Origin of the sequence: Streptomyces aquilus, assembly GCF_003955715.1 — a bacterium.
GTDB classification, from domain to species: Bacteria; Actinomycetota; Actinomycetes; order Streptomycetales; family Streptomycetaceae; genus Streptomyces; species Streptomyces aquilus.
In genome coordinates this window covers 2,533,379-2,553,405 of the sequence record NZ_CP034463.1, presented here as the reverse complement: position 1 = coordinate 2,553,405, position 20,027 = coordinate 2,533,379, and the positions used below count along the sequence as shown (strand labels likewise).

At 72.0% G+C, this 20,027-nt stretch carries 17 protein-coding genes and 2 pseudogenes; 11 read left to right on the top strand and 8 right to left on the bottom strand.

Features of this window, described 5'->3' with window-relative positions:
• Window positions 1–11: 11 nt before the first annotated feature.
• The 3 genes from cmk (at window position 12) to der (ending at window position 2,898) form a co-directional block, all read left to right on the top strand.
• On the top strand, window positions 12–698 hold the full coding sequence (gene cmk, locus EJC51_RS11785; protein WP_126271030.1) for a (d)CMP kinase: 687 nt from the start codon (window positions 12–14) through the stop codon (window positions 696–698).
• A 53-nt stretch (window positions 699–751) separates the two neighbouring features.
• Window positions 752–1,339, top strand: a complete 588-nt coding sequence (locus EJC51_RS11780; RefSeq protein ID WP_244363374.1) for a lysophospholipid acyltransferase family protein — start codon at window positions 752–754, stop codon at window positions 1,337–1,339.
• An 80-nt stretch (window positions 1,340–1,419) separates the two neighbouring features.
• Entirely contained in the window at window positions 1,420–2,898 is a 1,479-nt protein-coding gene (der, locus tag EJC51_RS11775; RefSeq protein WP_126271028.1) for a ribosome biogenesis GTPase Der, read from the top strand.
• A 71-nt stretch (window positions 2,899–2,969) separates the two neighbouring features.
• Here the strand turns inward: der and EJC51_RS11770 are convergent, their stop codons facing one another.
• Entirely contained in the window at window positions 2,970–3,362 is a 393-nt protein-coding gene (locus EJC51_RS11770) for a hypothetical protein (RefSeq protein ID WP_126271027.1), read from the bottom strand.
• 67 nt (window positions 3,363–3,429) lie between these two features.
• The gene (locus EJC51_RS11765) at window positions 3,430–4,212 is read right to left on the bottom strand and encodes a hypothetical protein (protein WP_126271026.1); all 783 of its coding nucleotides are present in this window, start codon (window positions 4,210–4,212) and stop codon (window positions 3,430–3,432) included.
• A gap of 417 nt (window positions 4,213–4,629) precedes the next feature.
• Here EJC51_RS11765 and EJC51_RS11760 point away from each other — a divergent pair, with 417 nt between their 5' ends.
• Complete coding sequence (locus EJC51_RS11760) at window positions 4,630–5,274, top strand: LysM peptidoglycan-binding domain-containing protein (RefSeq protein WP_126271025.1); 645 nt, start codon at window positions 4,630–4,632, stop codon at window positions 5,272–5,274.
• A 130-nt stretch (window positions 5,275–5,404) separates the two neighbouring features.
• Window positions 5,405–6,034: a LysM peptidoglycan-binding domain-containing protein gene (locus EJC51_RS11755; RefSeq protein ID WP_126271024.1), complete on the top strand. Its 630-nt coding sequence runs from the start codon at window positions 5,405–5,407 to the stop codon at window positions 6,032–6,034.
• On the opposite strand, the gene EJC51_RS11750 is transcribed toward EJC51_RS11755, so the two are convergent.
• From EJC51_RS11750 to EJC51_RS11740, 3 genes are read right to left on the bottom strand one after another with little or no spacing between them, the layout of a single operon-like run.
• Entirely contained in the window at window positions 5,934–6,659 is a 726-nt protein-coding gene (locus EJC51_RS11750) for an ATP-binding cassette domain-containing protein (protein WP_126271023.1), read from the bottom strand. The two genes, EJC51_RS11755 and EJC51_RS11750, sit on opposite strands and share 101 nt — an antisense overlap.
• A complete protein-coding gene (locus EJC51_RS11745) occupies window positions 6,656–9,418 on the bottom strand; it encodes an ABC transporter permease subunit (protein WP_126271022.1) in 2,763 nt (920 codons plus the stop codon). Before EJC51_RS11745 ends, EJC51_RS11750 begins: the two co-directional genes overlap by 4 nt.
• Before the next feature lie 13 nt (window positions 9,419–9,431).
• The gene (locus EJC51_RS11740) at window positions 9,432–9,899 is read right to left on the bottom strand and encodes a hypothetical protein (RefSeq protein ID WP_126271021.1); all 468 of its coding nucleotides are present in this window, start codon (window positions 9,897–9,899) and stop codon (window positions 9,432–9,434) included.
• 123 nt (window positions 9,900–10,022) lie between these two features.
• Here EJC51_RS11740 and EJC51_RS11735 point away from each other — a divergent pair, with 123 nt between their 5' ends.
• The 4 genes and pseudogenes from EJC51_RS11735 to EJC51_RS11720 all read left to right on the top strand — a co-directional run bounded on the left by EJC51_RS11735 (window position 10,023) and on the right by EJC51_RS11720 (window position 13,379).
• Entirely contained in the window at window positions 10,023–10,574 is a 552-nt protein-coding gene (locus EJC51_RS11735; RefSeq protein ID WP_244362587.1) for an MTB12 C-terminal domain-containing protein, read from the top strand.
• Window positions 10,543–11,844, top strand: coding sequence for an ABC transporter substrate-binding protein (locus tag EJC51_RS11730; RefSeq protein WP_126271019.1), 1,302 nt, complete (start codon window positions 10,543–10,545; stop codon window positions 11,842–11,844). The genes EJC51_RS11735 and EJC51_RS11730 overlap by 32 nt, the downstream gene beginning before the upstream one ends.
• Window positions 11,845–11,932: 88 nt before the next feature.
• Window positions 11,933–12,277 (top strand): annotated as a pseudogene (locus EJC51_RS11725) (hypothetical protein); the annotation flags it as partial.
• A 61-nt stretch (window positions 12,278–12,338) separates the two neighbouring features.
• A complete protein-coding gene (locus EJC51_RS11720) occupies window positions 12,339–13,379 on the top strand; it encodes a helix-turn-helix transcriptional regulator (protein WP_126271017.1) in 1,041 nt (346 codons plus the stop codon).
• Here the strand turns inward: EJC51_RS11720 and ctaD are convergent.
• Window positions 13,378–14,949 (bottom strand): annotated as a pseudogene (ctaD, locus tag EJC51_RS11715) (aa3-type cytochrome oxidase subunit I); the annotation flags it as partial. The gene EJC51_RS11720 and the pseudogene ctaD sit on opposite strands and share 2 nt — an antisense overlap.
• A 354-nt stretch (window positions 14,950–15,303) precedes the next feature.
• On the opposite strand from ctaD, the gene EJC51_RS11710 reads away from it, so the two are divergent.
• Window positions 15,304–15,519: an I78 family peptidase inhibitor gene (locus tag EJC51_RS11710; protein ID WP_097262091.1), complete on the top strand. Its 216-nt coding sequence runs from the start codon at window positions 15,304–15,306 to the stop codon at window positions 15,517–15,519.
• Between the two features lie 91 nt (window positions 15,520–15,610).
• Here EJC51_RS11710 and EJC51_RS11705 read toward each other — a convergent pair whose 3' ends face one another.
• Both EJC51_RS11705 and EJC51_RS11700 read right to left on the bottom strand, forming a co-directional pair.
• The gene (locus EJC51_RS11705; protein WP_126271016.1) at window positions 15,611–16,606 is read right to left on the bottom strand and encodes a phosphatase PAP2 family protein; all 996 of its coding nucleotides are present in this window, start codon (window positions 16,604–16,606) and stop codon (window positions 15,611–15,613) included.
• Between the two features lie 238 nt (window positions 16,607–16,844).
• Window positions 16,845–18,098: a mannosyltransferase family protein gene (locus tag EJC51_RS11700; protein ID WP_126271015.1), complete on the bottom strand. Its 1,254-nt coding sequence runs from the start codon at window positions 18,096–18,098 to the stop codon at window positions 16,845–16,847.
• A gap of 257 nt (window positions 18,099–18,355) precedes the next feature.
• Here EJC51_RS11700 and EJC51_RS11695 point away from each other — a divergent pair, with 257 nt between their 5' ends.
• On the top strand, window positions 18,356–19,951 hold the full coding sequence (locus EJC51_RS11695; RefSeq protein ID WP_126271014.1) for an MFS transporter: 1,596 nt from the start codon (window positions 18,356–18,358) through the stop codon (window positions 19,949–19,951).
• Window positions 19,952–20,027 lie beyond the last annotated feature (76 nt).

The following is a 20,027-nucleotide window of genomic DNA, read 5'->3' as shown; positions in this document are numbered from 1 at the left end:
GGTGTCCTCCCGTGGAAAACGGCGCCGCCCAGCCCGTGATCGTCGCCATCGACGGTCCCTCCGGCACCGGCAAGTCGAGCACGTCGAAGGCCGTCGCCGCGCAGCTCGGTCTGAGCTACCTGGACACCGGCGCCCAGTACCGGGCGATCACGTGGTGGATGGTGACCAACGGGATCGACATCGAGGACCCGTCCGCGATCGCCGCCGTGGCGGGCAAGCCCGAGATCGTCTCCGGCACCGACCCGGCCGACCCGACGATCACCGTCGACGGCACGGACGTCGCCGGACCGATCCGCACCCAGGAGGTCACCTCCCAGGTCAGCGCGGTCAGCGCGGTGCCGGAGGTGCGGGCCCGGATCACCGAGCTCCAGCGGTCGATCGCGGCCGGCGCGGAGCGGGGCATCGTGGTCGAGGGCCGGGACATCGGCACCACCGTGCTGCCCGACGCCGACCTCAAGATCTTCCTCACCGCCTCGCCGGAGGCGCGCGCCGCCCGCCGCAGCGGTGAACTCAAGGGCGCCGACGTCAACGCCACCCGCGAGGCCCTGGTCAAGCGGGACGCGGCGGACTCCAGCCGGAAGACCTCGCCGCTCGCCAAGGCGGACGACGCGGTCGAGGTGGACACCACCGAGCTCACGCTGCCGCAGGTCATCGAGTGCGTCGTCACCCTCGTCGAGGAGAAGCGGGCCGGGAAGTGACCGCACCTTCACTGCGCGGCGCCGAGGTCGGGCGGCGCATCGGCGTCGGCCTGATGTACGGGCTGTGGAAGCCGCGCGTGCTGGGCGCCTGGAAGGTGCCCGCGTCCGGCCCGGTGATCTTCGCCGTCAACCACTCGCACAACATCGACGGCCCCATGGTCATGGGCGTCGCGCCCCGGCCGACCCACTTCCTGATCAAGAAGGAAGCGTTCGTCGGCCCGCTGGACCCGTTCCTGCTCGGCATCGGCCAGGTCAAGGTCGACCGCTCGGGCACCGACCGCACGGCCATCACCCAGGCCCTGGACGTGCTGTCCGCCGGGGGAGTCCTCGGCATCTTCCCGGAGGGCACCCGCGGCGAGGGTGACTTCGCTGCGCTGCGCGCCGGGCTCGCGTACTTCGCGGTCCGCAGCGGTGCGCCGATCGTCCCGGTCGCCGTGCTGGGAAGTTCCGACAAGCGGGGACGGTTGATAAAGGCGCTGCCTCCGCTGCGCAGCCGCGTCGACGTGGTCTTCGGTGACCCGTTCGAGGCGGGCGACGGCTCCGGGCGGCGCACCCGCAAGGCGCTCGACGAGGCGACCGAGCGCATCCAGAAGCAGCTCACCGCGCACCTGGAAAACGCCAGGCGGTCAACCGGCCGCTAGGCGACACTGAGTAGTGGATCAAACCGACAGAAACCGGCTGGTCCACCGATCACCACGATGAACGACGAGGTACCGACTTCATGAACGACCACATCCACTCCGACGGCTCGGGCGAGCAGCACGACCACGGAGCGCTTGGCGACGCCGAGTACGCGGAGTTCATGGAGCTCGCCGCGGAAGAGGGCTTCGATCCCGAGGACGTCGAGGGCGCGATCGAGGCGGCCGGTCACGGACCGCTGCCCGTCCTCGCCGTCGTCGGCCGCCCGAACGTCGGCAAGTCGACCCTGGTGAACCGCATCATCGGCCGCCGCGAGGCCGTCGTCGAGGACAAGCCCGGCGTCACCCGCGACCGCGTCACCTACGAGGCCGAGTGGTCGGGCCGCCGCTTCAAGGTCGTCGACACCGGCGGCTGGGAGCAGGACGTCCTCGGCATCGACGCCTCCGTCGCCGCCCAGGCCGAGTACGCGATCGAGGCGGCCGACGCCGTCGTCTTCGTCGTCGACGCCAAGGTGGGCGCGACCGACACCGACGAGGCGGTCGTACGACTGCTGCGCAAGGCCGGCAAGCCCGTGGTGCTCGCCGCCAACAAGGTCGACGGGCAGAGCGGCGAGTCCGACGCGGCCTACCTGTGGTCCCTCGGCCTCGGCGAGCCGCACCCCATCTCCGCGCTGCACGGCCGCGGGACCGGCGACATGCTGGACGCCGTCCTGGAGGCCCTGCCGGAGGCCCCCGAACAGACCTTCGGCACCGCGGTCGGCGGCCCGCGCCGCATCGCCCTCATCGGCCGCCCGAACGTCGGCAAGTCCTCGCTGCTGAACAAGGTGGCCAACGAGGAGCGCGTCGTCGTCAACGAACTCGCGGGCACCACCCGGGACCCGGTCGACGAGCTGATCGAACTCGGCGGCGTCACCTGGAAGTTCGTCGACACCGCCGGCATCCGCAAGCGGGTCCACCTCCAGCAGGGGGCCGACTACTACGCCTCGCTGCGCACCGCGGCCGCCGTCGAGAAGGCCGAGGTGGCGGTCATCCTGATCGACGCCTCCGAGAACATCTCCGTCCAGGACCAGCGCATCGTCACCATGGCGGTCGACGCGGGCCGCGCGATCGTCCTCGCCTACAACAAGTGGGACACCCTCGACGAGGAGCGCCGCTACTACCTGGAGCGGGAGATCGAGACCGAGCTCGGCCAGGTCGCCTGGGCACCCCGGGTCAATGTCTCGGCGCGCACCGGCCGGCACATGGAGAAGCTGGTCCCGGCGATCGAGACGGCACTGGCGGGCTGGGAGACGCGCGTCCCGACCGGTCGGCTGAACGCCTTCCTCGGTGAGCTGGTCGCCGCCCACCCGCACCCGATCCGCGGCGGCAAGCAGCCCCGCATCCTCTTCGGCACCCAGGCCGGCACCAAGCCGCCGCGGTTCGTGCTCTTCGCCTCCGGCTTCATCGAGGCCGGCTACCGCCGCTTCATCGAGCGCCGCCTGCGCGAGGAGTTCGGCTTCGAGGGCACCCCGATCCATATCTCGGTGCGGGTGCGCGAGAAGCGCGGCGCCAAGAAGAAGTAGGCGCGGCAGGCGTACGACATGCCGAAGGGCGGCCCCCGTGGAGACGGGGGCCGCCCTTCGTGCGCGCTTCCTCAGAAGCCCCGGCGCTGACCCGGTGGCAGCGCCGGTACGTGCTGCACCATCGTGCCGTGCTGTCCGACCTGGCCGACGCGCTGCCACTGCGACTGCTGCCCGACCCGGGCGCTGTGCGCCCCCGCGCTGTAGGCGCTGTACGAGCTGCTGAACGACCCCGGGCGGTACCCGCCGTACGACTCCGAGCCCTGCGGAAGGTTCCCGAAGGCCGTGAAGTCCAGCTCGTCCTCGCCGCTGCGGTCACCCGGAAGAGTCCGGAAGGACCTGACGTACTCGGCGTAGAGCGCGTCGTAGATCGGCGTGGCCGATGGGCCGCCCAGCGGGTCCGGGGCCGACCGCGACGACGGGATCGACTGGAAGGACGGGCGGCGGGGAACGTCGTATGCGTGCACGTATGTCCAAACGACCGCGGTGTTCAGGAGATGCGGTCGCGTTCAGGCGCACAGAGGGGTGTCGGGCTCAGGTCCCCGCGAGCGGGAGGGCCGAGGCGACCAGCTTGCCGTTGGCCGCGGCCTTGTCGATCGCGCCCCGCAGCAGGTCCTCGCGCGGCTGACGGCCGATCGACCCCACCGGCGCCGCGAACATCAGCACCTGCTGGTGCTTGTTGGCGGCGGCCCGCCAGCCCTCCGTGACCTGCAACGGCTGGTGTGCCTGCCACCAGGCCACCGGCTGGCCGCCATTGGCCGAGGGCTGGAGCACCGCGTGCAGCTGGCCCATGGCGAGCAGCACCGACCAGCCGTGCAACACCGGGGGCACCTCGGACAGTTCGGTGACCGGCATGAACCCCTGCTCGATGAGGAGCGGCAGGAAGTCGTCGCCGGCGCCGGTCGCGCCCGGGCGCACGATGGGGCCCGTCGGCTCGATGACGAGCGCCGGGTGCAACTCCCCGGCGATCAGCACCAGTCCGCTGGTGACGCCGAGCACCGCCTGCTCGGGGACGACCTTGTCGGGCTCCAGGTCGACGGTGTCGCCGGTGATGGACCGCACGGCTCCCTGGAGCTGCTCCTCGGTGACCTGGACGACCTGGGAGGGCAGGCAGGTCGCGTGGGCGAAGGCGAGGACCGCGGTCTCGTCGCCGATGAACAGGACGGTGCTGGTGCGCTCCGCTTCGGAGTCGCCCGGGGTGCGGCAGGACGTGCAGTCGTAACTGCCGGGGGCGTTGTCTCCGGCGAGCAGCCGGTCGGCTTCTTCGTCGCCGATCTCGGCGCGAACTTCGTCGCTGACGTCGAGCAAGCGCGGCACGGGTGACTCCCTCAGGAAGCGGTGCCCGGGTGGGTCCCGGGCTCATGAAGAAGACAACGGGCGATCTGTGGCGGGAGTCACGCCCCAGAGCGAACGGAATCGAACCATCCGGCGCAACGGGTCACCGGCGGCCCGGAATCAGGCACTCAGGGTCAAGTACTAGGGAACCAAAGGAAGTTGGTTGCGTGAAGTGGCTCACAGATCACTGGGCCGACTGGTCGACAAATCAGGAAATCGGGGAATGAAGTAGGTGTCCGAAAAAAGTCGATACCGGGGGTAACGGTTAACTGGCCTGGAATGACGAGGAGTTGGTTGATACCGGGCGGTCACCCTCTCTAGATTCCTCCGCCGTGTGCAACGAGCACCGCTCGGGTTCGTCCGCCTTGGGCGGCCCCGGGTCCTTCGAGAGGGAACTTCATGTCCGAATGTTCCGATATCGCTCACGACAACGCTCGTAGAACTCCGGCCCGTACGACAGCCCGTACGACGGCGGTTCTCGCCGGGGCGGCCCTGCTCGCCCCGCTCGGACTGCTCGCCGCGACCGGCAACGCCGCAGCGGCGGACGACGGAGTGTGGGACCGCATCGCCCGGTGCGAGAGCGGCGGCAACTGGCACATCAACACCGGCAACGGCTACTACGGCGGGCTCCAGTTCTCCGCCGGCACCTGGCGCGCGTACGGCGGCACCGCCTACGCGGCGACGGCCGACCGGGCCACCAGGGCCCAGCAGATCGCGATCGCCACCAAGGTCCAGCGCGCCCAGGGTTGGGGGGCCTGGCCGACCTGTTCCGCCCGGGCCGGGGCGCACGGCAGCGCACCCTCGGTGTCCGCCGGCGCTCCGGCCTCCGGCACCTCGTCCAAGCCGTCGAAGAAGCCGGCCCGTACCCAGAGCCACACCGGCCGCGGCGCCTCCCGCGGCGACTACACCGTCCGCGCGGGCGACACGCTGAGCACGATCGCCGCCCGCCACGGGACCACCTGGCAGCGGATCTACGCCGCCAACAAGGCCGTCATCGGCGGTGATCCCGACCTGATCGTGCCCGGGCAGCGACTCGCGCTCTGAGCCGCTCCCCCCTCCCGGGCACGTCCCGGGTACGGGGCTCCACCCGGACGGTCCGCCGACCGGGTGGAGCCCCTGGTCGCGCCGGTCGCGTATCGACGGCGGCACGGGGCGAGCCGCTTAGCGTGGGCCGATGTACCGCACGCCGCTCCAGCTGCTCCTCGCCGTCTGTCTGCTCGCCGGGGCGGCCCCGGCCCTCGCGTACGCCGCCCCGCCGCCCCCGGCCCCCGGCCCGCCCCCGACGACCGTGCCGTACGACTGCGCCCGCGACGGCTGGCCCTGGAGCTGTGTCGCCGAGTGCGAGAGCAGCGGCCGCTGGCATGTCAACACTGGCAACGGCTTCTACGGCGGACTCCAGTTCTGGCAGCCCACCTGGGAGGAGTTCGGCGGTCTGGCGTACGCCCCGCGCGCGGACCTCGCCACGCGGGAACAGCAGATCGCCGTCGCCCAGGAGGTGCTGGCCGTTCAGGGCTGGGAGGCCTGGCCCGTCTGTGCGCGCCGGTACGGGCTCCAGGGCCGGATGCACACGGTGAAGCCCGGCGACACCCTCTCCGCGCTCGCCCGCGAGTACGGCGTCCAGGGTGGGTGGCGGGCGCTGTACGAGGCCAACAAGGACATGATCGGGCGCTCTCCGGGCCGGCTGAACCCGGGGACGTTGCTGGTCATTCCGAAGGGTTCGGGGAGTGCGAAGGGCGGCGACCGGGCCGGGGCCGTGTTCGGGGCGCCGCTCGATCCGGGGTCCGCTCGGCCGCCTCTCCGCTGAACACGACCGCGCCGCGGCGCAGTTCGTAGGCGAGGACGGGTGCGTGCGCGGCTGTGCCGTCGCGCAGGGCCGGTGGCAGGCGTTGTTCCGCTACGACCACACAGGCGTCGAGACCGGCCAGCAGGGCGTACGTGCGGGCGGCCGCCGTGGGGGACATGCCCTGCGTGGGCTCGTCGACGAGGAGTACGCGCGCGCGGGTCAGCAGGGCGCGGGCGAGGGCGAGCATGCGCTGCTCGCCGCCGGAGAGGGTGCCGGCGCGGCGCTGGAGGAGGGCCTCCAGCTGGGGGTACGCCTCGAAGGCGGGGGCGAGGGCGGGCGCGGCCAGTTCGAGGTTCTCGCGGACGGTGAGGGAGCCGAACACCGCCTGGCGCTCGGGGACCAGACGGAGGCCGCGGCGGGCGCGTTCGTGCGCGGGGACACCGGTGATGTCGGCGCCGTCCCAGACGACGGCACCGGCCGACAGGGGGACGGTGCCGGCGAGGGCGCGCAGGGCGGTGGTACGACCGGAACCGTTGCGGCCGAGGAGGACGGTCAGGCCGGGGGCGGGGGCGGCGAGGGTGATGCCGTGGAGGGCCTCCAGGGGGCCGTAGCGCACGCGCGCGTGGCGTAGGGCGAGGGTGGTCATGCGGAGGGCTCCTGGGCGGCGAGGGTGTCCAGGACGTGTTCCGGTGGGCCGGAGGCGATGATGCGGCCCGCGGCCATGACGTGGACGACGTCCGCGAGGTCGGCGACGAGGTCGAGGTCGTGCTCGACGACGAGCAGGGCGGTGCCGTCGGCGGCGAGGGCCTTCAGGACACGGGCCAGTGCGGCCACTTCGGGGGTGTCGAGGCCGGCGGCGGGCTCGTCCAGGAGGAGGACGCGGGGGCCGCCGGCGAGGGCTCTGGCGAGTTCCACGCGGCGGAGGGTGCCGGTCGGGAGGTCCGCGGCGGGGAGGGTGCCGAGGGGGCCGTCCAGGGCGAGGAGTCTCAGGGCGTGGTGGGTGGCGGTGGACGGGTCGGGGGTGTGGGTCTGTTCGGCGCCCACGAGGACGTTCTCGGTGACGGTGAGGGTGGGGAAGACGGCGAGTTGTTGGAAGGTGCGGGTGATGCCGAGGCGGGTGCGGGCGTGGGCGGGGAGGTGGGTGATGTCCCGGCCGGCGTAGCGGATCTGACCGTGGGTGGGGTGGTGGGTGCCGGCGAGGCAGTTGAACAGGGTGGTCTTGCCGGCGCCGTTGGGGCCGATGACGGCGGTGATGCGGCCGGGAGGGAGGGTGAGGTCGATTCCGTCGAGGGCGGTGAAGGTGTCGTAGCGGGCTTGGAGGCCGTGGGTGGTGAGCACGCGGCCTGCGGCCGCGTGGTGTTTCCCACCCGGACCGCCCGTGCGGGTTTCGTGGTCGGGTGCGGGTGGCCCTGGTGGGGGTTGGGCGCCGTCGGCGGTTGCGGCTCTATCGGTGGGTGTGGCCTTGTCGGCGGGTGCGGGTGCGGGTGCGGGTGCGGTTGGTGCTTGTGAGGGCGCCGCGGTGGCTGCCCACCGTCGTGTCCGTGCCGTCGCCCGCACGCGCCCCCGTACCTCCATCCCCACCGCCGTCAGCCGCACCCCTCTCCGCAGCCGCAGCCGCAGCCGCCCCGCCCCCGTCCTCAGCGCCTCGTACGGCCCTCCCGGGAACCGGCCCACCAACACCGCCAGCACCCCGATCAGGGCCGCCGCCACCCCGCCCCTCGCCCCCGCGTCCAAACCGACCAGCAACGCCGCCGCGGTCAACGCGCCCAGTGTGCTGTCGGCGCCCAGGACCGTGACCGCGGCGAACCAGAGCAGGCCGCGGACGGGGTCGAAGGCGCCGGGGTCGAAGGCGCGTACACCCATGCCGAGCAAGCCGCCGCCCAGGGCCGCCAGCGCCGCGCCCGCCACGAACGCCAGGAGTTTCAGGCGCGGTACCCGGACGCCCGCCGCCGACGCTCCCGCCTCGTGGTCCCGCATCGCCGCCAGCGCCCGGCCGGTACGGCCCGTGCGGAGCAGGCGGGTCGCCCACAGGGCCGCCGTGAGGAGAACCAACTCCAGGACGTAGTAGGCGCGGTCCCCCTCGAAGCCCGCCGGGCGGCCCAGTGTCAGGCCCGCCGTGGCGTACGGCTGGGCGAAGACGAAGCGGCTCACCCCCACGCCCACCGCGAACGTCGCCAGCGCCAGCGCCAGGCCGCGGCGGGTGATCGCCGGCCAGCCGGTGAGGAGGCCCAGAGGGGCCACCAGGAGCACCGCCAGGGCCAGTGCCGCGAGTTCGGGGAGCCGCGGCAGCCCTGGGAAGCGGCCCGCCGCCAGCAGCGCCGTGAACAGGGCGCCCAGGCCCGCGTACGCCGCCTGGCCGAGCGAGATCTGGCCGCCTCGGCCGGTGACCACGACCAGCGACAGCAGCACCACGCCCAGCGCCGGCACCTGCACCGACGTGTGCAGGTCCGAGCCCGCGAAGCCCAGGGGGAGGAGGAACAGCACCACGGCCACGATCCACGCGCCCGGCGGCGTCGGCACCCGCGCGGTCGCCGTGCGCGGCAGCGCGTCCCGGGTGCCGATGCGCGGGAGGACCAGGGCAGCGAGCAACAGGGCCACCACGAAGAGGTTCGCGCCCAGCGACTGGAGCACCTGTTCGGCCCACCCGGAAGGGTGCAGCCGCGTCAGTTGGCTCTGGCCCACTCCGATGGCGAGGGCCACCAGGACCGCCACCGGCAGGCTGCGCATCCGCGCCGCCACCGCCACCGCGACGACCTCCATGACCAGCAGCGGCAGGCCGTACGGGTCCAGGCGGACGTACGGCGCCAGCAGCACGCCCGTCAGGCCCGCCGTGAACGCACCGAACGCCCAGCCCGCCGCCGCCACCCGGTCCGCGTCGATCCCGCCCAGCACGGCCAGCCGCCGGTCGTCCACCACCGCGCGCAGCTCACGTCCGAAGCGCGTCCAGCGGATGACTGAGCCCACACCCGCCGCCAGCACCAGTACGACCGCCAACTGGCCCCACGGGTCCGACGACACCAGCACCGGCGCGTCGTCCCGCGCGCCCTGGCCCCACAGCAGCGCCGCCCCGCCCACCAGCAGCACGAACACCCCGATGGAAGCGACCAGGGTCTGGGCGGGGTCACCGCCCAGTACCGACAAGGGGCGGAAGACGAAACGTTCCAGGACCACCCCCAGCCCCGGCGCCAGCAGCAACAGCGTCACCGCCGCCCCCGCCCACAGCGGCCAGCCCCACTCCACCACGCACTGCCGCAGCACGTACGCGCACACCATCGCGATCGCCCCGTGCGCGAAGTTGAGGACGCCCGTCGCGCGGTACGTCACGATCAGACCGATCCCGGTCAGCGCGGCGGCGCTGCCCACCGAGAGGCCGGCGAGCGTGAGGTCGTAGGTGAGGGACGACATCGGCCGCGGGGCTTCAGTCGGTCTCTTCGGCGGGCTCGCAGATGGGGCAGGCACCCAGCTCGCCGCTCGCCACCAGCTTCGCGTCCACCGGCACGGCCTCCACCTTCCCGGCCACCAGCGGGCAGTCCGCGCGGTGCCACAGCGTGCCGCCCGGCACCATCAGCAGGTCCCCGCTGATCGCGAGGGGAGCCGTCGCCGGCTCCTGGGGAGTCTCCGGCTCGGCGGCCACCAGGAGGCCGTACAGCTCCTCCACGCGCGCGGCGGCGATCGTGTCCCGGCCGTGCGTCAGCAGGACCGCGGCCGCGACGATCAGCGCGGCGCCGGGAACCGTGCAGGAGGCCAGGTAGGGGAGCTGGCGTTCGGCGAACCGCTCGCCGGAGACGCCGTACCAGCCGAGGACGCACAGCACCGCGCCCGCGGCGAGCGCGGCCCAGCCGGCCCTCTGGGCGGGGTGCACGGTCCGCAGTCGGGCTGTCCGCATCTCCGGCTCCCACATGTCGCGTGCCTGTCCATGTAAGCCAATCTTTTGCACTATGCACTCTGGAAGCTGACCCTGAAAGCACCGGGCGCACATGGCCCGGACCGACACCCGGTGGTGAGCCAGATGGTTCTCGGGAGCGACCGCACATGGGGGAACGGCAGCCGAGGGCTGGTGGCGGTGGTGTTCGTCCTCGCCGCGTCCCTCACGGCCTGTAGTGATGACAGCGGAGGCGGCAGCGAGAGCCCGCCGCCCACCCCGACCCCGGAGACGACGACGAGCGCGCCCGCCAGTCCCTCCGTGAGCGGGCCGGCCGACAAGGCGACGGCCGAGAAGGAGGTCAAGCGGAACTGGCAGAAGTTCTTCGACCCCAAGACGTCCACCAAGGACAAGCAGGCCGTCCTGGAGAACGGCGACAAGATGGGCCCGGTGCTTGCGGCCTTCAGCGGCGACGACCGGGGCGGCCAGGTGAAGGCCCAGGTCACCAAGGTCCAGTTCACCTCGCCGACCGACGCGACCGTGACGTACACCCTCCTCCTGAACGGCGCCACCGCCCTGCCGGACGCCTCGGGGAAGGCGGTCGAGCAGGACGGCACCTGGAAGGTGTCCGTCACGACGCTGTGCGCGCTGGTCCAGTTGAGCGGGAATGCGTCGGCGTCGGCCCTGCCGGGCTGCTGAGGCCGCGGCCGCGGTGCTGCTGCTCGCCCTGACGGCGGCGTGCGGCAGCAGGCTCCCGGAGAGCGACTTCGAGCACCGCGGCGACCGGACCACCCCGGCCCGGGAGGCGACCCCGATCCGCGTGGGCATCGTCAGCAGCGCCACCAGCCCGGTCGGCGGCGACACCTTCACCGGCCCCCGCGACGGCGCCAAGGCCTACTTCGACCGTCTCAACGCGCGCGGGGGCATCGACGGACGTCCGGTCGAGGTGCGGGAGTGCGACGACGGCGGCAGCGGCGTCGGCAACAACACCTGCGTCCACCGGCTGATCGACGAGGACAAGGTCGTCGCCCTCGTCGCCACCACGTCCCTCGACTACGCGGGCGCCTCCCGCGTCTCCCACGCGCGCGTGCCCGACATCGGCGGCCAGCCCATCGGGAACGCCTACGACACCTGGCCGCACCTCTACGGCATCTACGGCAGCCTCGCGCCCCGCGACGGCACCACCGGCTGGGACGGGCGGCAGTACGGCGGCACCGAGGTCTACCGGTACTTCAAACGCGAGCAGGGGGCCCGTACGGCCGCCGTCGTCTCGTACAACCAGGCCGCCTCCGCCGCCTACGCCCGGCTCGTCGTCCAGGGGTTGAAGGCCGAGGGGTACGAGGTGGTCAACGAGCAGGTCGACTTCGCGCTGCCCAACTTCCGTGCCGTCGCGGCCGACCTGAAGGACCGGGGCGTCGACCTCGTGTTCGACGCCGTCGACACGCATGGCAACGCCCAGCTGTGCAAGGCGATGGACGACGCCGGCGTCCAGGTCACCGCCAAGGTCACCAACGTGCAGAACTGGACCTCCACCGTCCCCGCCGACTACAGGGACTCCCCGCGCTGCCGCAACGCCCTGTGGGCCACCGGTTCCAGCCGGAACCACGAGGACACCGGCCAGGCGGCCGTACGGGAGTTCCGGGACGCCACCAAGGGCCTGGAAACCCACTCGCAGTGGCAGCTGGAGGGCTGGGCGGCGGCGATGTGGTTCACGGACGCCGCCAAGGCGTGTGCGGAGGCCGGAAGCGGCGTCACGCGCGCGTGCGTCGACGACCGCATGAACCACAGCGAGGACTACACGGCAGACGGACTGCTGCTCCCGGTCCGCTTCGAACGGCTGGCCGCGCCGCCGCAGACCCGCCGGACCTGCCTCTCCGTGGCCCGCTGGCAGGACGGGAAGGGGTGGGTCTCGCAGGGGGACATGAACGACACCTGCTTCGACGTGCCGCAGCTTCCCTACCGGCAGTAAGGCCACCAAAAGCCTCGACAGCAAGGCAACCAATGGGCAAAGTCGCGGGTCTAACCAGGCAGCACAGCCGAGGAAGGATCCGTACCGCATGACAACGTTGGCTCGGCCGACGGCGCCCCTGCGGGCCGACTGCATCGCCGACTCCGCGGGCGGGCTGACCTTCGACGTCACGGTGGACGGAGGGGGCGGCGCCGCTCATCTCGTGCTGCGCCGACGCGACGGGCACGAGGAGGTGTTCCTGCCGCTGACCCCGGCCGCCGACGGCAGACTGCGCGCGGCCCTGCCGAGCAGCGTCGGACTGCCGGTGGGCTGCTGGGACGCCTACGCGCGCGTGGACGACGACGAGCGGCGCCTGATGCCCGGCCTGATGGACCTGCGGGCCGCCGACGGCCGGGTGCCGTACGAGACCCGGCACGGCAACCTCAGCCTGCGCTGCGGCCGGTAGAAGGCATTGCGGACAGTGGCTGTCCGCGATCGCTGGCAGACTCGGCCCCATGTTGGAGACCTCGGCACGACTCCTGCGCCTGCTCTCGCTCCTCCAGGCCCACCGCGAATGGTCCGGCGCCGATCTCGCCGACCGCCTCGGCGTCACCCCGCGCACCGTGCGCCGGGACGTCGACCGGCTGCGTGAGCTGGGCTATCCCGTCAACGCCAGCCCCGGCACCGGCGGCGGCTACCAACTGGGCGCGGGCGCCGAGCTGCCGCCGCTGCTCCTTGACGACGACGAGGCCGTCGCCGTGGCCGTCGGTCTGCGCACGGCCGCCGGGCAGGGCATCGAGGGCATCGGCGAGACCTCCGTCCGTGCCCTCGCCAAGCTGGAGCAGGTCCTGCCGAACCGGCTGCGCCGCCGGGTGGGCGCCCTCAACGCCTTCACCGTGCCGATGCTCCGCGGCCCCCAGCCGTCCGCCGTCGACCCGGCCGTGCTGACCGAGCTCGCCCACCTGTGCCGGGACGCCGAGCGGCTGCGCTTCGAGTACAGCGACCACGGCGGCACGCCGACCCGTCGTACCGTCGAACCGCACCGCCTGGTGTGCACCGAGCGCCGCTGGTACCTGGTCGCCTGGGACCTCGACCGCGACGACTGGCGGACCTTCCGCGTCGACCGCATCACGCCCAAGCCGCCGCACGGCCCCCGCTTCGCCCCGCGCACCCCGCCCGCCGAGGACCTCGCCGCGTACGTCTCCCGAGGCGTCTCCACGCGCGCGTACGCCGCCCATGCCGTCGTCCGGCTGCTGGTACCGGTCGAGGAGGCCGCCGAGCGGATCTCACCGAGCGCGGGGCAGCTGGAGGCGGACGGGCCCGACGCCTGCATCCTGCGCACCGGGGCCGCGAGCCTCGACGTGATGGTCATTCACGTGATGATGACCGGCTTCGAGTTCGAGGTGCTGGAGCCCGCCGAGCTGACCGAGGCGATCAGGACGGCTCACGGCCGGCTTGCTCGCTCTCTGGCTCGGGCTGCGGAGCCAGCGCCGCGTACTCCGGGTGGTGCAGATCGAACGCCGGGGACTCGGAGCGGATCCGCGGCAGCGTCGTGAAGTTGTGCCGCGGGGGCGGGCAGGCCGTCGCCCACTCCAGCGAACGGCCGTAGCCCCAGGGGTCGTCGGTGTCGACCTTCTCGCCGTACTTGGCGGTCTTCCACACGTTGTAGAGGAACGGCAGCGTCGAGATGCCGAGCAGGAACGCGCCGATCGTCGAGATCGTGTTGAGGGCGGTGAACCCGTCGGCGGCGAGATAGTCGGCGTACCGGCGCGGCATGCCCTCCGCGCCCAGCCAGTGCTGCACCAGGAACGTGGTGTGGAAACCGACGAACAGCGTCCAGAACTGGATCTTTCCGAGGCGCTCGTCGAGCATCTTGCCGGTGAACTTGGGCCACCAGAAGTAGAAGCCGCCGAAGATCGCGAAGACGACCGTGCCGAACACGACGTAATGGAAGTGGGCGACGACGAAGTACGAGTCGGAGACGTGGAAGTCCAGCGGCGGCGACGCCAGGATCACCCCGGTCAGACCGCCGAACAGGAACGTCACCAGGAAGCCGCAGGCCCACAGCATCGGCGTCTCGAAGGACAGCGAACCCTTCATCATGGTGCCGATCCAGTTGAAGAACTTCACTCCCGTCGGCACGGCGATGAGGAACGTCATGAACGAGAAGAACGGCAGCAGCACCGCGCCGGTGACGAACATGTGGTGCGCCCACACCACGATCGACAGACCGGTGATCGCCATCGTCGCGCCGACCAGCGTCAGATAGCCGAACAGCGGCTTGCGGCTGAAGACCGGCAGGATCTCCGTGATGATCCCGAAGAACGGCAGCGCGATGATGTAGACCTCGGGATGCCCGAAGAACCAGAACAGGTGCTGCCACAGCAGCGCCCCGCCGTTGGCCGACGCGAACACCTGCGAGCCGAACCGGCGATCCGCCTCCAGCACCAGCAGCGCCGCCGCCAGCACCGGGAACGCCATCAGGATCAGGATCGACGTGAACAGCGTGTTCCAGGTGAAGATCGGCATCCGGAACATCGTCATGCCGGGCGCGCGCATCCCGATGATCGTGGTGATGAAGTTGACCGCGCCGAGGATCGTGCCGAAGCCGGCCAGCGCGAGCCCCATGATCCACAGGTCGGGGCCGACGCCCGGCGAGCGTTCCATGCTGTTGAGCGGCGCGTAGGCGAACCAGCCGAAGGCGGCCGGCCCGGACGGCACCAGCAGCGAGCCCATCACGATGAGCCCGCCGAACAGGAAGAACCAGTACGACAGCATGTTCAGCCGGGGGAAGGCCACGTCCGGCGCGCCGATCTGAAGCGGCATCAGCTCGTTGGCGAAGCCCGCGAAACTCGGCGTCGCGAACAGCAGCAGCATGATCGTGCCGTGCATCGTGAACAGCTGGTTGAACTGCTCGTTGTCGAGGAGCTGAAGCCCCGGCCGGGCGAGTTCGGCGCGCATCAGCAGCGCCATGACGCCGCCGGCCAGGAAGAACACGAACGACGTGATCAGGTAGAGATGCCCGATCTTCTTGTGGTCGGTGGTGGTCAGCCAGTCGACGACGACCCGGCCGTGGTTCCTGCTCCGCACGGGTCGCACCGTCGTCTGCACGGTCTCGGTACCCATCGCTCGCTCGCCCCTTCGCTCGTCGCGTCCCGGGTAGCCGTCATGATGCTCGCGTCGCCGCGCACCGCGACAGGGGGCGTGCGTGGGTTCTGTGCGGGAAGCGTGTTTTCCTATGTGGCGTCAGCTTCCGCGGCCCCGTGCCGAATCGGAATGGAAAGGCCCCGGAGGTACATCTCCCGGAACCTTTCCGTCTCGCTATTCGAGGAGCGTCAGCGACACGCGGGAATTACGTTCGATTACGCGCGGAAGGCCTAGGGAACCGCTCGTACGTGTGAAGCGAACCCGGGGAAACGGCTGTCGGGATCTTGTGACAGAAGCGTGACCGGAGCCGGATCAGTAGCCTAGCGTGGCCGTATGGCACCGATACCGACACCGCCCGCCGAACCCCACGACAACCCGGACGCCTATGTAGGTCTGGAGCAGGGCCGCGCCGAGCGGCTCGCGCGCGAGAAGGGCTGGTCGACGGTCCGCTCGCTGCCGCCCGGAGCGATCATCACGATGGAGTACCGCAGCGGTCGCCTGAACTTCGAGGTGAAGGACGGGCGCGTGGCGCGCTCCTGGAAGGGCTGACCCTACGACGACGGCCCCCACTCGGTGAGGAGTGGGGGCCGTCGCTGCGGGGTGGGTGTGTGCGTACCGTCCCCGCTGTCCGCCGGTGGCCTTATCCGCCTGTCAGGGGGCGGGCCGCCGAGGCTGTGCCGCGTGCGACGCGGTCGGGATGGGGTGGCCGGCGCGGCCCGACCGGGGTGACCGGGGTGCGCTCCGAGCGGGTCGTGTGCGGGCCCGGCGCCAGATAGGCGGGCGCCCGGCCGGAGCGGGCCGCGGGCTCGCTCTGCGGCGCGGTGCGCGGCTTGAGGGGCACCGGGACCTCGACCGGCTTGACGGCCGTGGGGAGCGCGCGGCGGGCCCGCCAGCGGTCGCGCAGGTCGAAGATCGCGGTCTCGGCGCGGGTGATGAGGGGCTCGCACCAGGGCAGGGCCAGCAGGACCAGCAGACCCGCGGTCCAGCCGAGCATGACGTCGCTCAGCCAGTGCGTACCGAGGTAGACGGTGGCGAGGCCGACGCCGAGCGAGGTCACCGCGGAGACGGCGGACAGCCATCTGCGGGCTCTCGGGGTGGAGGCCAGATAGGCCAGGATTCCCCAGGTCACCACCGCGTTCGCGGTGTGGCCGCTGGGAAATATATCGCCGCCCAGACCCATCTCGTTCGACCCGATGGTGGTCGCGTAGTGCGGTCCGAGGCGGCCCATGCCGATCTTGGCGGCGCCCACCGTGATGTTCAGCAGGAGCAGCGAGGCGCCGAGGGTGAGCAGCGGGCGCAGGGTGTGCTGCCGCCAGGAGCGCCAGCCCAGCCAGGCCGCGACCATCACCGCGGTCGGGCCGCGCTGGCCGAGCACCACGTAGTAGTCCACGAACCAGTGGATCTCCGACCACTGCTGGTACGGCCGGAAGAACATGACCTGCCAGTCCAGTCGGACCAGCCACGACGTGTCCACCACGAGCCACACGATCGCCAGGTAGAACAGCAGGGTTCCGGCGAGCAGCGCGACCCGGTGCCGGGACATCCGCGGCACGTCGAGATGCGCCGGTCGTTCCGGCTCTCGGTCCAGCCTGGCGAACACCCGGTCCAGACGGGTGAGGTTTCGTTCGGTACGCACCCAATCGACGTTACAGCGAGTGAGCTCAGTTCCCGGTCGAATCCACGGCTTTGTGATGACGATGTGATGTGGGATTCCTCTCAGGAAGAGGTTTATTTCCGAGGAATCCACTATCCGGTCCCGCCCGCCCCTTCAATTCCTTTGATCATTCCGGGTTGCGGTTTATTGCCGCTTATGAATTCGTTCACCGAATCATGGGGCGGAATTCTCCCGGCGCTCATCGGGCGCCGCGAGTCGATCATGGCGGGCCCGAGCCGTTCAGCCAGAACGCCCCGTACACCGCCGAGGTCAGGGCGACACCGGCCACCACCAGGGCCGCCCTGGAGGTCCGCGACCGGGCCAGGGCCAGGGCGAGGGGCAGCAGCAGCGGGAAGGCGGGCAGCAGCAGGCGCGGTTTCGAGCCGAAGTAGCTCGACGCGCACAGCGCGAGGGCGGTGACGACACCGGCGTACACGAGGAGCGGCAGCGGCTGGCCCTGGCGTACGCAGACGACGTACAGCCACACCACCAGCCCGACCCCGACGATCAGACCGATGCCGGCGAGGGCCGACGGGAACGACGTGAACTTGTCGGCGACGAAGCGGGCGAAGGCGTAGCCGCCGTCGAAGCCGTTGCGCCAGCCCGCCTGGACGTCGAGGTAGCCGAGGGGGCCCTGGCCGGTGCGGTGGCCGACCCACAGGACGTAGCCGGCGGCGCCGAGGGGGGCGAGGAGCATGCCGAGGGCGCGGCGCCAGGCCGGTGCGCCCCCCGCCGGTCCGTCGCCGGTGGGGGAGGGGGCGCGGGTCGCCTCCCGGGCGCCCTGCGCGGCGGCCGCGCTGCGGTCCCGCACGAACGAGGGAGCGCGGGCGGCGGCCCGGTCCCGCAGGAAGGCGGCGATGCCCGTCACCCACACCGCCGCGACCACCGCGAGCCCCACCGGCCGGGTCAGGCCCGCCAGCGCCGCCAGGGCGCCCGCCGTCAGCCAGCGGCCCGTCAGGACGGCGTACAGCGACCAGGCGGCCAGCGCGGTGAACAGGGACTCGCTGTACGCCATCGACTGCACGATCCCGACCGGCAGCACCGCCCAGACCAGCACGGCACAGACCCCGGCCCGGCGCCCGTACACGTGGTCCGCGACCGCGAAGATCCCCCAGGCCGCGGCGAGCGAGGCGAGCAGGCTGACGACGAAGCCGGCGTCGGCGTACGACAGCGGTGTCACCGCCGCGATGCCCCGCTCCAGCCACGGGAGGAGCGGGAAGAAGGCGAGGTTCGAGTGCACGTCCCCGTTGGGGAGGCGGACCTCGTAGCCGTACCCCAGCTCGGCGACCCTCGTGTACCAGAGGGCGTCCCAGCGGGCCGTCAGCAGCGTGTACGCGCTCTTGTCGCGCGCCGCGCTCCACAGGGCCAGCGCGAGCAGGCCCAGGGCGCGGACGGCCGCGTACCCGAGGAGGGCCGGGGCCGCGCGGCGCAAGGCGTTCCCGGGGGGCGCCACGCGCGTCTCAAGATCGGTCACGGGCCCGATTATTGAACGCCCGGTGAACCGCGAGCGCCGCAGGGGCGTGTTCGGGAGTGAGGGGGAGTGGCGTACGCCACACGAGTTCTCCGCGGAGTGTGAGAGGTCCACCACTTGGCCGAGACGTGAACTCGCGTACGCTGACGTGTCACTCGCCTTCGTTGCGCGGGCCGGAGACCGCTCCTCCGGCCGAGATCACGGGGAGTCCCCACCCCGTGTGCCCGCCGAACGCGAGGGAACATCTGGGAGGTACGTACATGTCCGGGACGACCACGGCCGCCGCAGCGCTGCGCCGTCGGGCGGCCGGGGCCGGTGCCAACCGCTGGGTCGTCCTCGTCGTCCTCTGCGTGAGCCTGCTCCTGGTCGCGGTCGACGCGACCGTGCTGCATGTGGCGGTTCCCGCCGTCACCGAGGACCTCAGGCCCGGCGCGATAGAGCTGCTCTGGATCGTCGACGTCTACCCCCTCGTCTGCGCCTCGCTGCTGATCCTCTTCGGCACGCTCGGCGACAAGGTCGGCCGCAGACGCGTCCTCCTGCTCGGGTACGCCCTCTTCGGCGTCGCCTCCGGGGTGGCCGCCTTCGCCGACAACGCGCAGGTGCTGATCCTCGCGCGGGCACTGCTCGGGGTCGGCGGCGCGATGATCATGCCCGCGACGCTGTCGATCCTCCGCCAGGTCTTCCCCGACCGGCGCGAGCGGGCCCTCGCCATCGGCATCTGGAGCGCGGTGGCCGCGGTCGGCGCGGCGGTCGGCCCGCTGCTCGGCGGCTTCCTCCTCGAACACTTCTGGTGGGGCTCGGTCTTCCTGGTCAACATCCCGCTCATGCTGGTCAGCCTGCCGGTCGGGCGGCTGCTGCTGCCCGAGTCGAAGGGCAGCGGCCAGGGACCCTGGGACGTGGTCGGCGCGCTGATGGCCGCGGCCGGACTCTTCGGGGTCGTCCTGGGCGTGAAGCGGCTCGGCGGCGGCGAGCTCGACGGGATCACCGCGGTGCCGCTGGTGGTGGGCGCGGTGCTGCTGGTCCTTTTCGTACGGCGGCAGAGGCGCCGTACGCATCCGCTGGTGGACCTGCGGATGTTCGCGCGGCCCGCGTTCTCCACCGCTGTCTGCTGCATCGTGCTGGCGATGCTGGCGCTGGTGGGCCTGGAGCTGATCGCGGCGCAGTATCTCCAGCTGGTGCTGGGGCTTTCCCCGCTGGAGACGGGGTTGCGGCTGCTGCCGCTGACCGTCGCCGCGATGGCGTCCGGTCTCGCCGGGGCGCGGATGCTGCGGCGGTTCGGGCCGCGGCGGATGGTGTGCTTCGGGTTCGGCCTGACGGCCGTCGCGGTGCTGACGCTGCTCGGGATGGGCGGCGAGGACAACGCGCCGCTGCTGCTGTTCGGGTTCGTGCTGCTGGGCTTCGGTCTGGAGACGACGCTGTTCGGGGCGTACGAGTCGATGCTGAGCGAGGCTCCGCCGGAGCAGGCGGGTGGGGCGGCGGCGATCGGGGAGACGTCGTACCAGCTGGGCGCGGGGATCGGGATCGCGCTGCTCGGCAGTGTGATGAACGCGGCGTACACGCCTGGACTGTCGTCCGTGCAGGGGGTGCCGGCGTCGGCATCCGCCGCGGCGGGGCATTCGCTGGGCGAGGCGTACGAGGTGGCCGGGCGGCTGGGTGGGTCCGCCGGGGAGGCCCTGCGCCGGACGGCTCGGGACTGTTTCGTGCACGGGCTGCATGTGACGTTGCTGGTGAGTGCGGGGTTGTTGCTGCTGGGGGCGGTGATGGCGTTGCGGTTGCCGCGGGTGATGCAGTGCGAGGCGGTGGCTGTGGAGGTTCCGGCGCCCAGGGACGTCATGGAGTCCCGCGTCTCCGCGTAGTTCTCCCACCCGCGCACCGCCCGTGACTGTCGGCTGGACGGTGGGCGTTTCCTGTGGGGGTGCTTCGCCGTTGGCG

Bases quoted from the DNA above. Each gene is read 5' to 3' on its own strand.
- EJC51_RS11780 (WP_244363374.1), top strand. From the start codon at position 752: ATGTACGGGCTGTGGAAGCCGCGCGTGCTGGGCGCCTGGAAGGTGCCC.
- der (WP_126271028.1), top strand. From the start codon at position 1,420: ATGAACGACCACATCCACTCCGACGGCTCGGGCGAGCAGCACGACCAC.
- EJC51_RS11760 (WP_126271025.1), top strand. From the start codon at position 4,630: ATGTCCGAATGTTCCGATATCGCTCACGACAACGCTCGTAGAACTCCG.
- EJC51_RS11755 (WP_126271024.1), top strand. From the start codon at position 5,405: ATGTACCGCACGCCGCTCCAGCTGCTCCTCGCCGTCTGTCTGCTCGCC.
- EJC51_RS11750 (WP_126271023.1), bottom strand. From the start codon at position 6,659: ATGACCACCCTCGCCCTACGCCACGCGCGCGTGCGCTACGGCCCCCTG.
- EJC51_RS11745 (WP_126271022.1), bottom strand. From the start codon at position 9,418: ATGTCGTCCCTCACCTACGACCTCACGCTCGCCGGCCTCTCGGTGGGC.
- EJC51_RS11740 (WP_126271021.1), bottom strand. From the start codon at position 9,899: ATGCGGACAGCCCGACTGCGGACCGTGCACCCCGCCCAGAGGGCCGGC.
- EJC51_RS11735 (WP_244362587.1), top strand. From the start codon at position 10,023: ATGGTTCTCGGGAGCGACCGCACATGGGGGAACGGCAGCCGAGGGCTG.
- EJC51_RS11730 (WP_126271019.1), top strand. From the start codon at position 10,543: ATGCGTCGGCGTCGGCCCTGCCGGGCTGCTGAGGCCGCGGCCGCGGTG.
- EJC51_RS11720 (WP_126271017.1), top strand. From the start codon at position 12,339: ATGTTGGAGACCTCGGCACGACTCCTGCGCCTGCTCTCGCTCCTCCAG.
- EJC51_RS11710 (WP_097262091.1), top strand. From the start codon at position 15,304: ATGGCACCGATACCGACACCGCCCGCCGAACCCCACGACAACCCGGAC.
- EJC51_RS11695 (WP_126271014.1), top strand. From the start codon at position 18,356: ATGTCCGGGACGACCACGGCCGCCGCAGCGCTGCGCCGTCGGGCGGCC.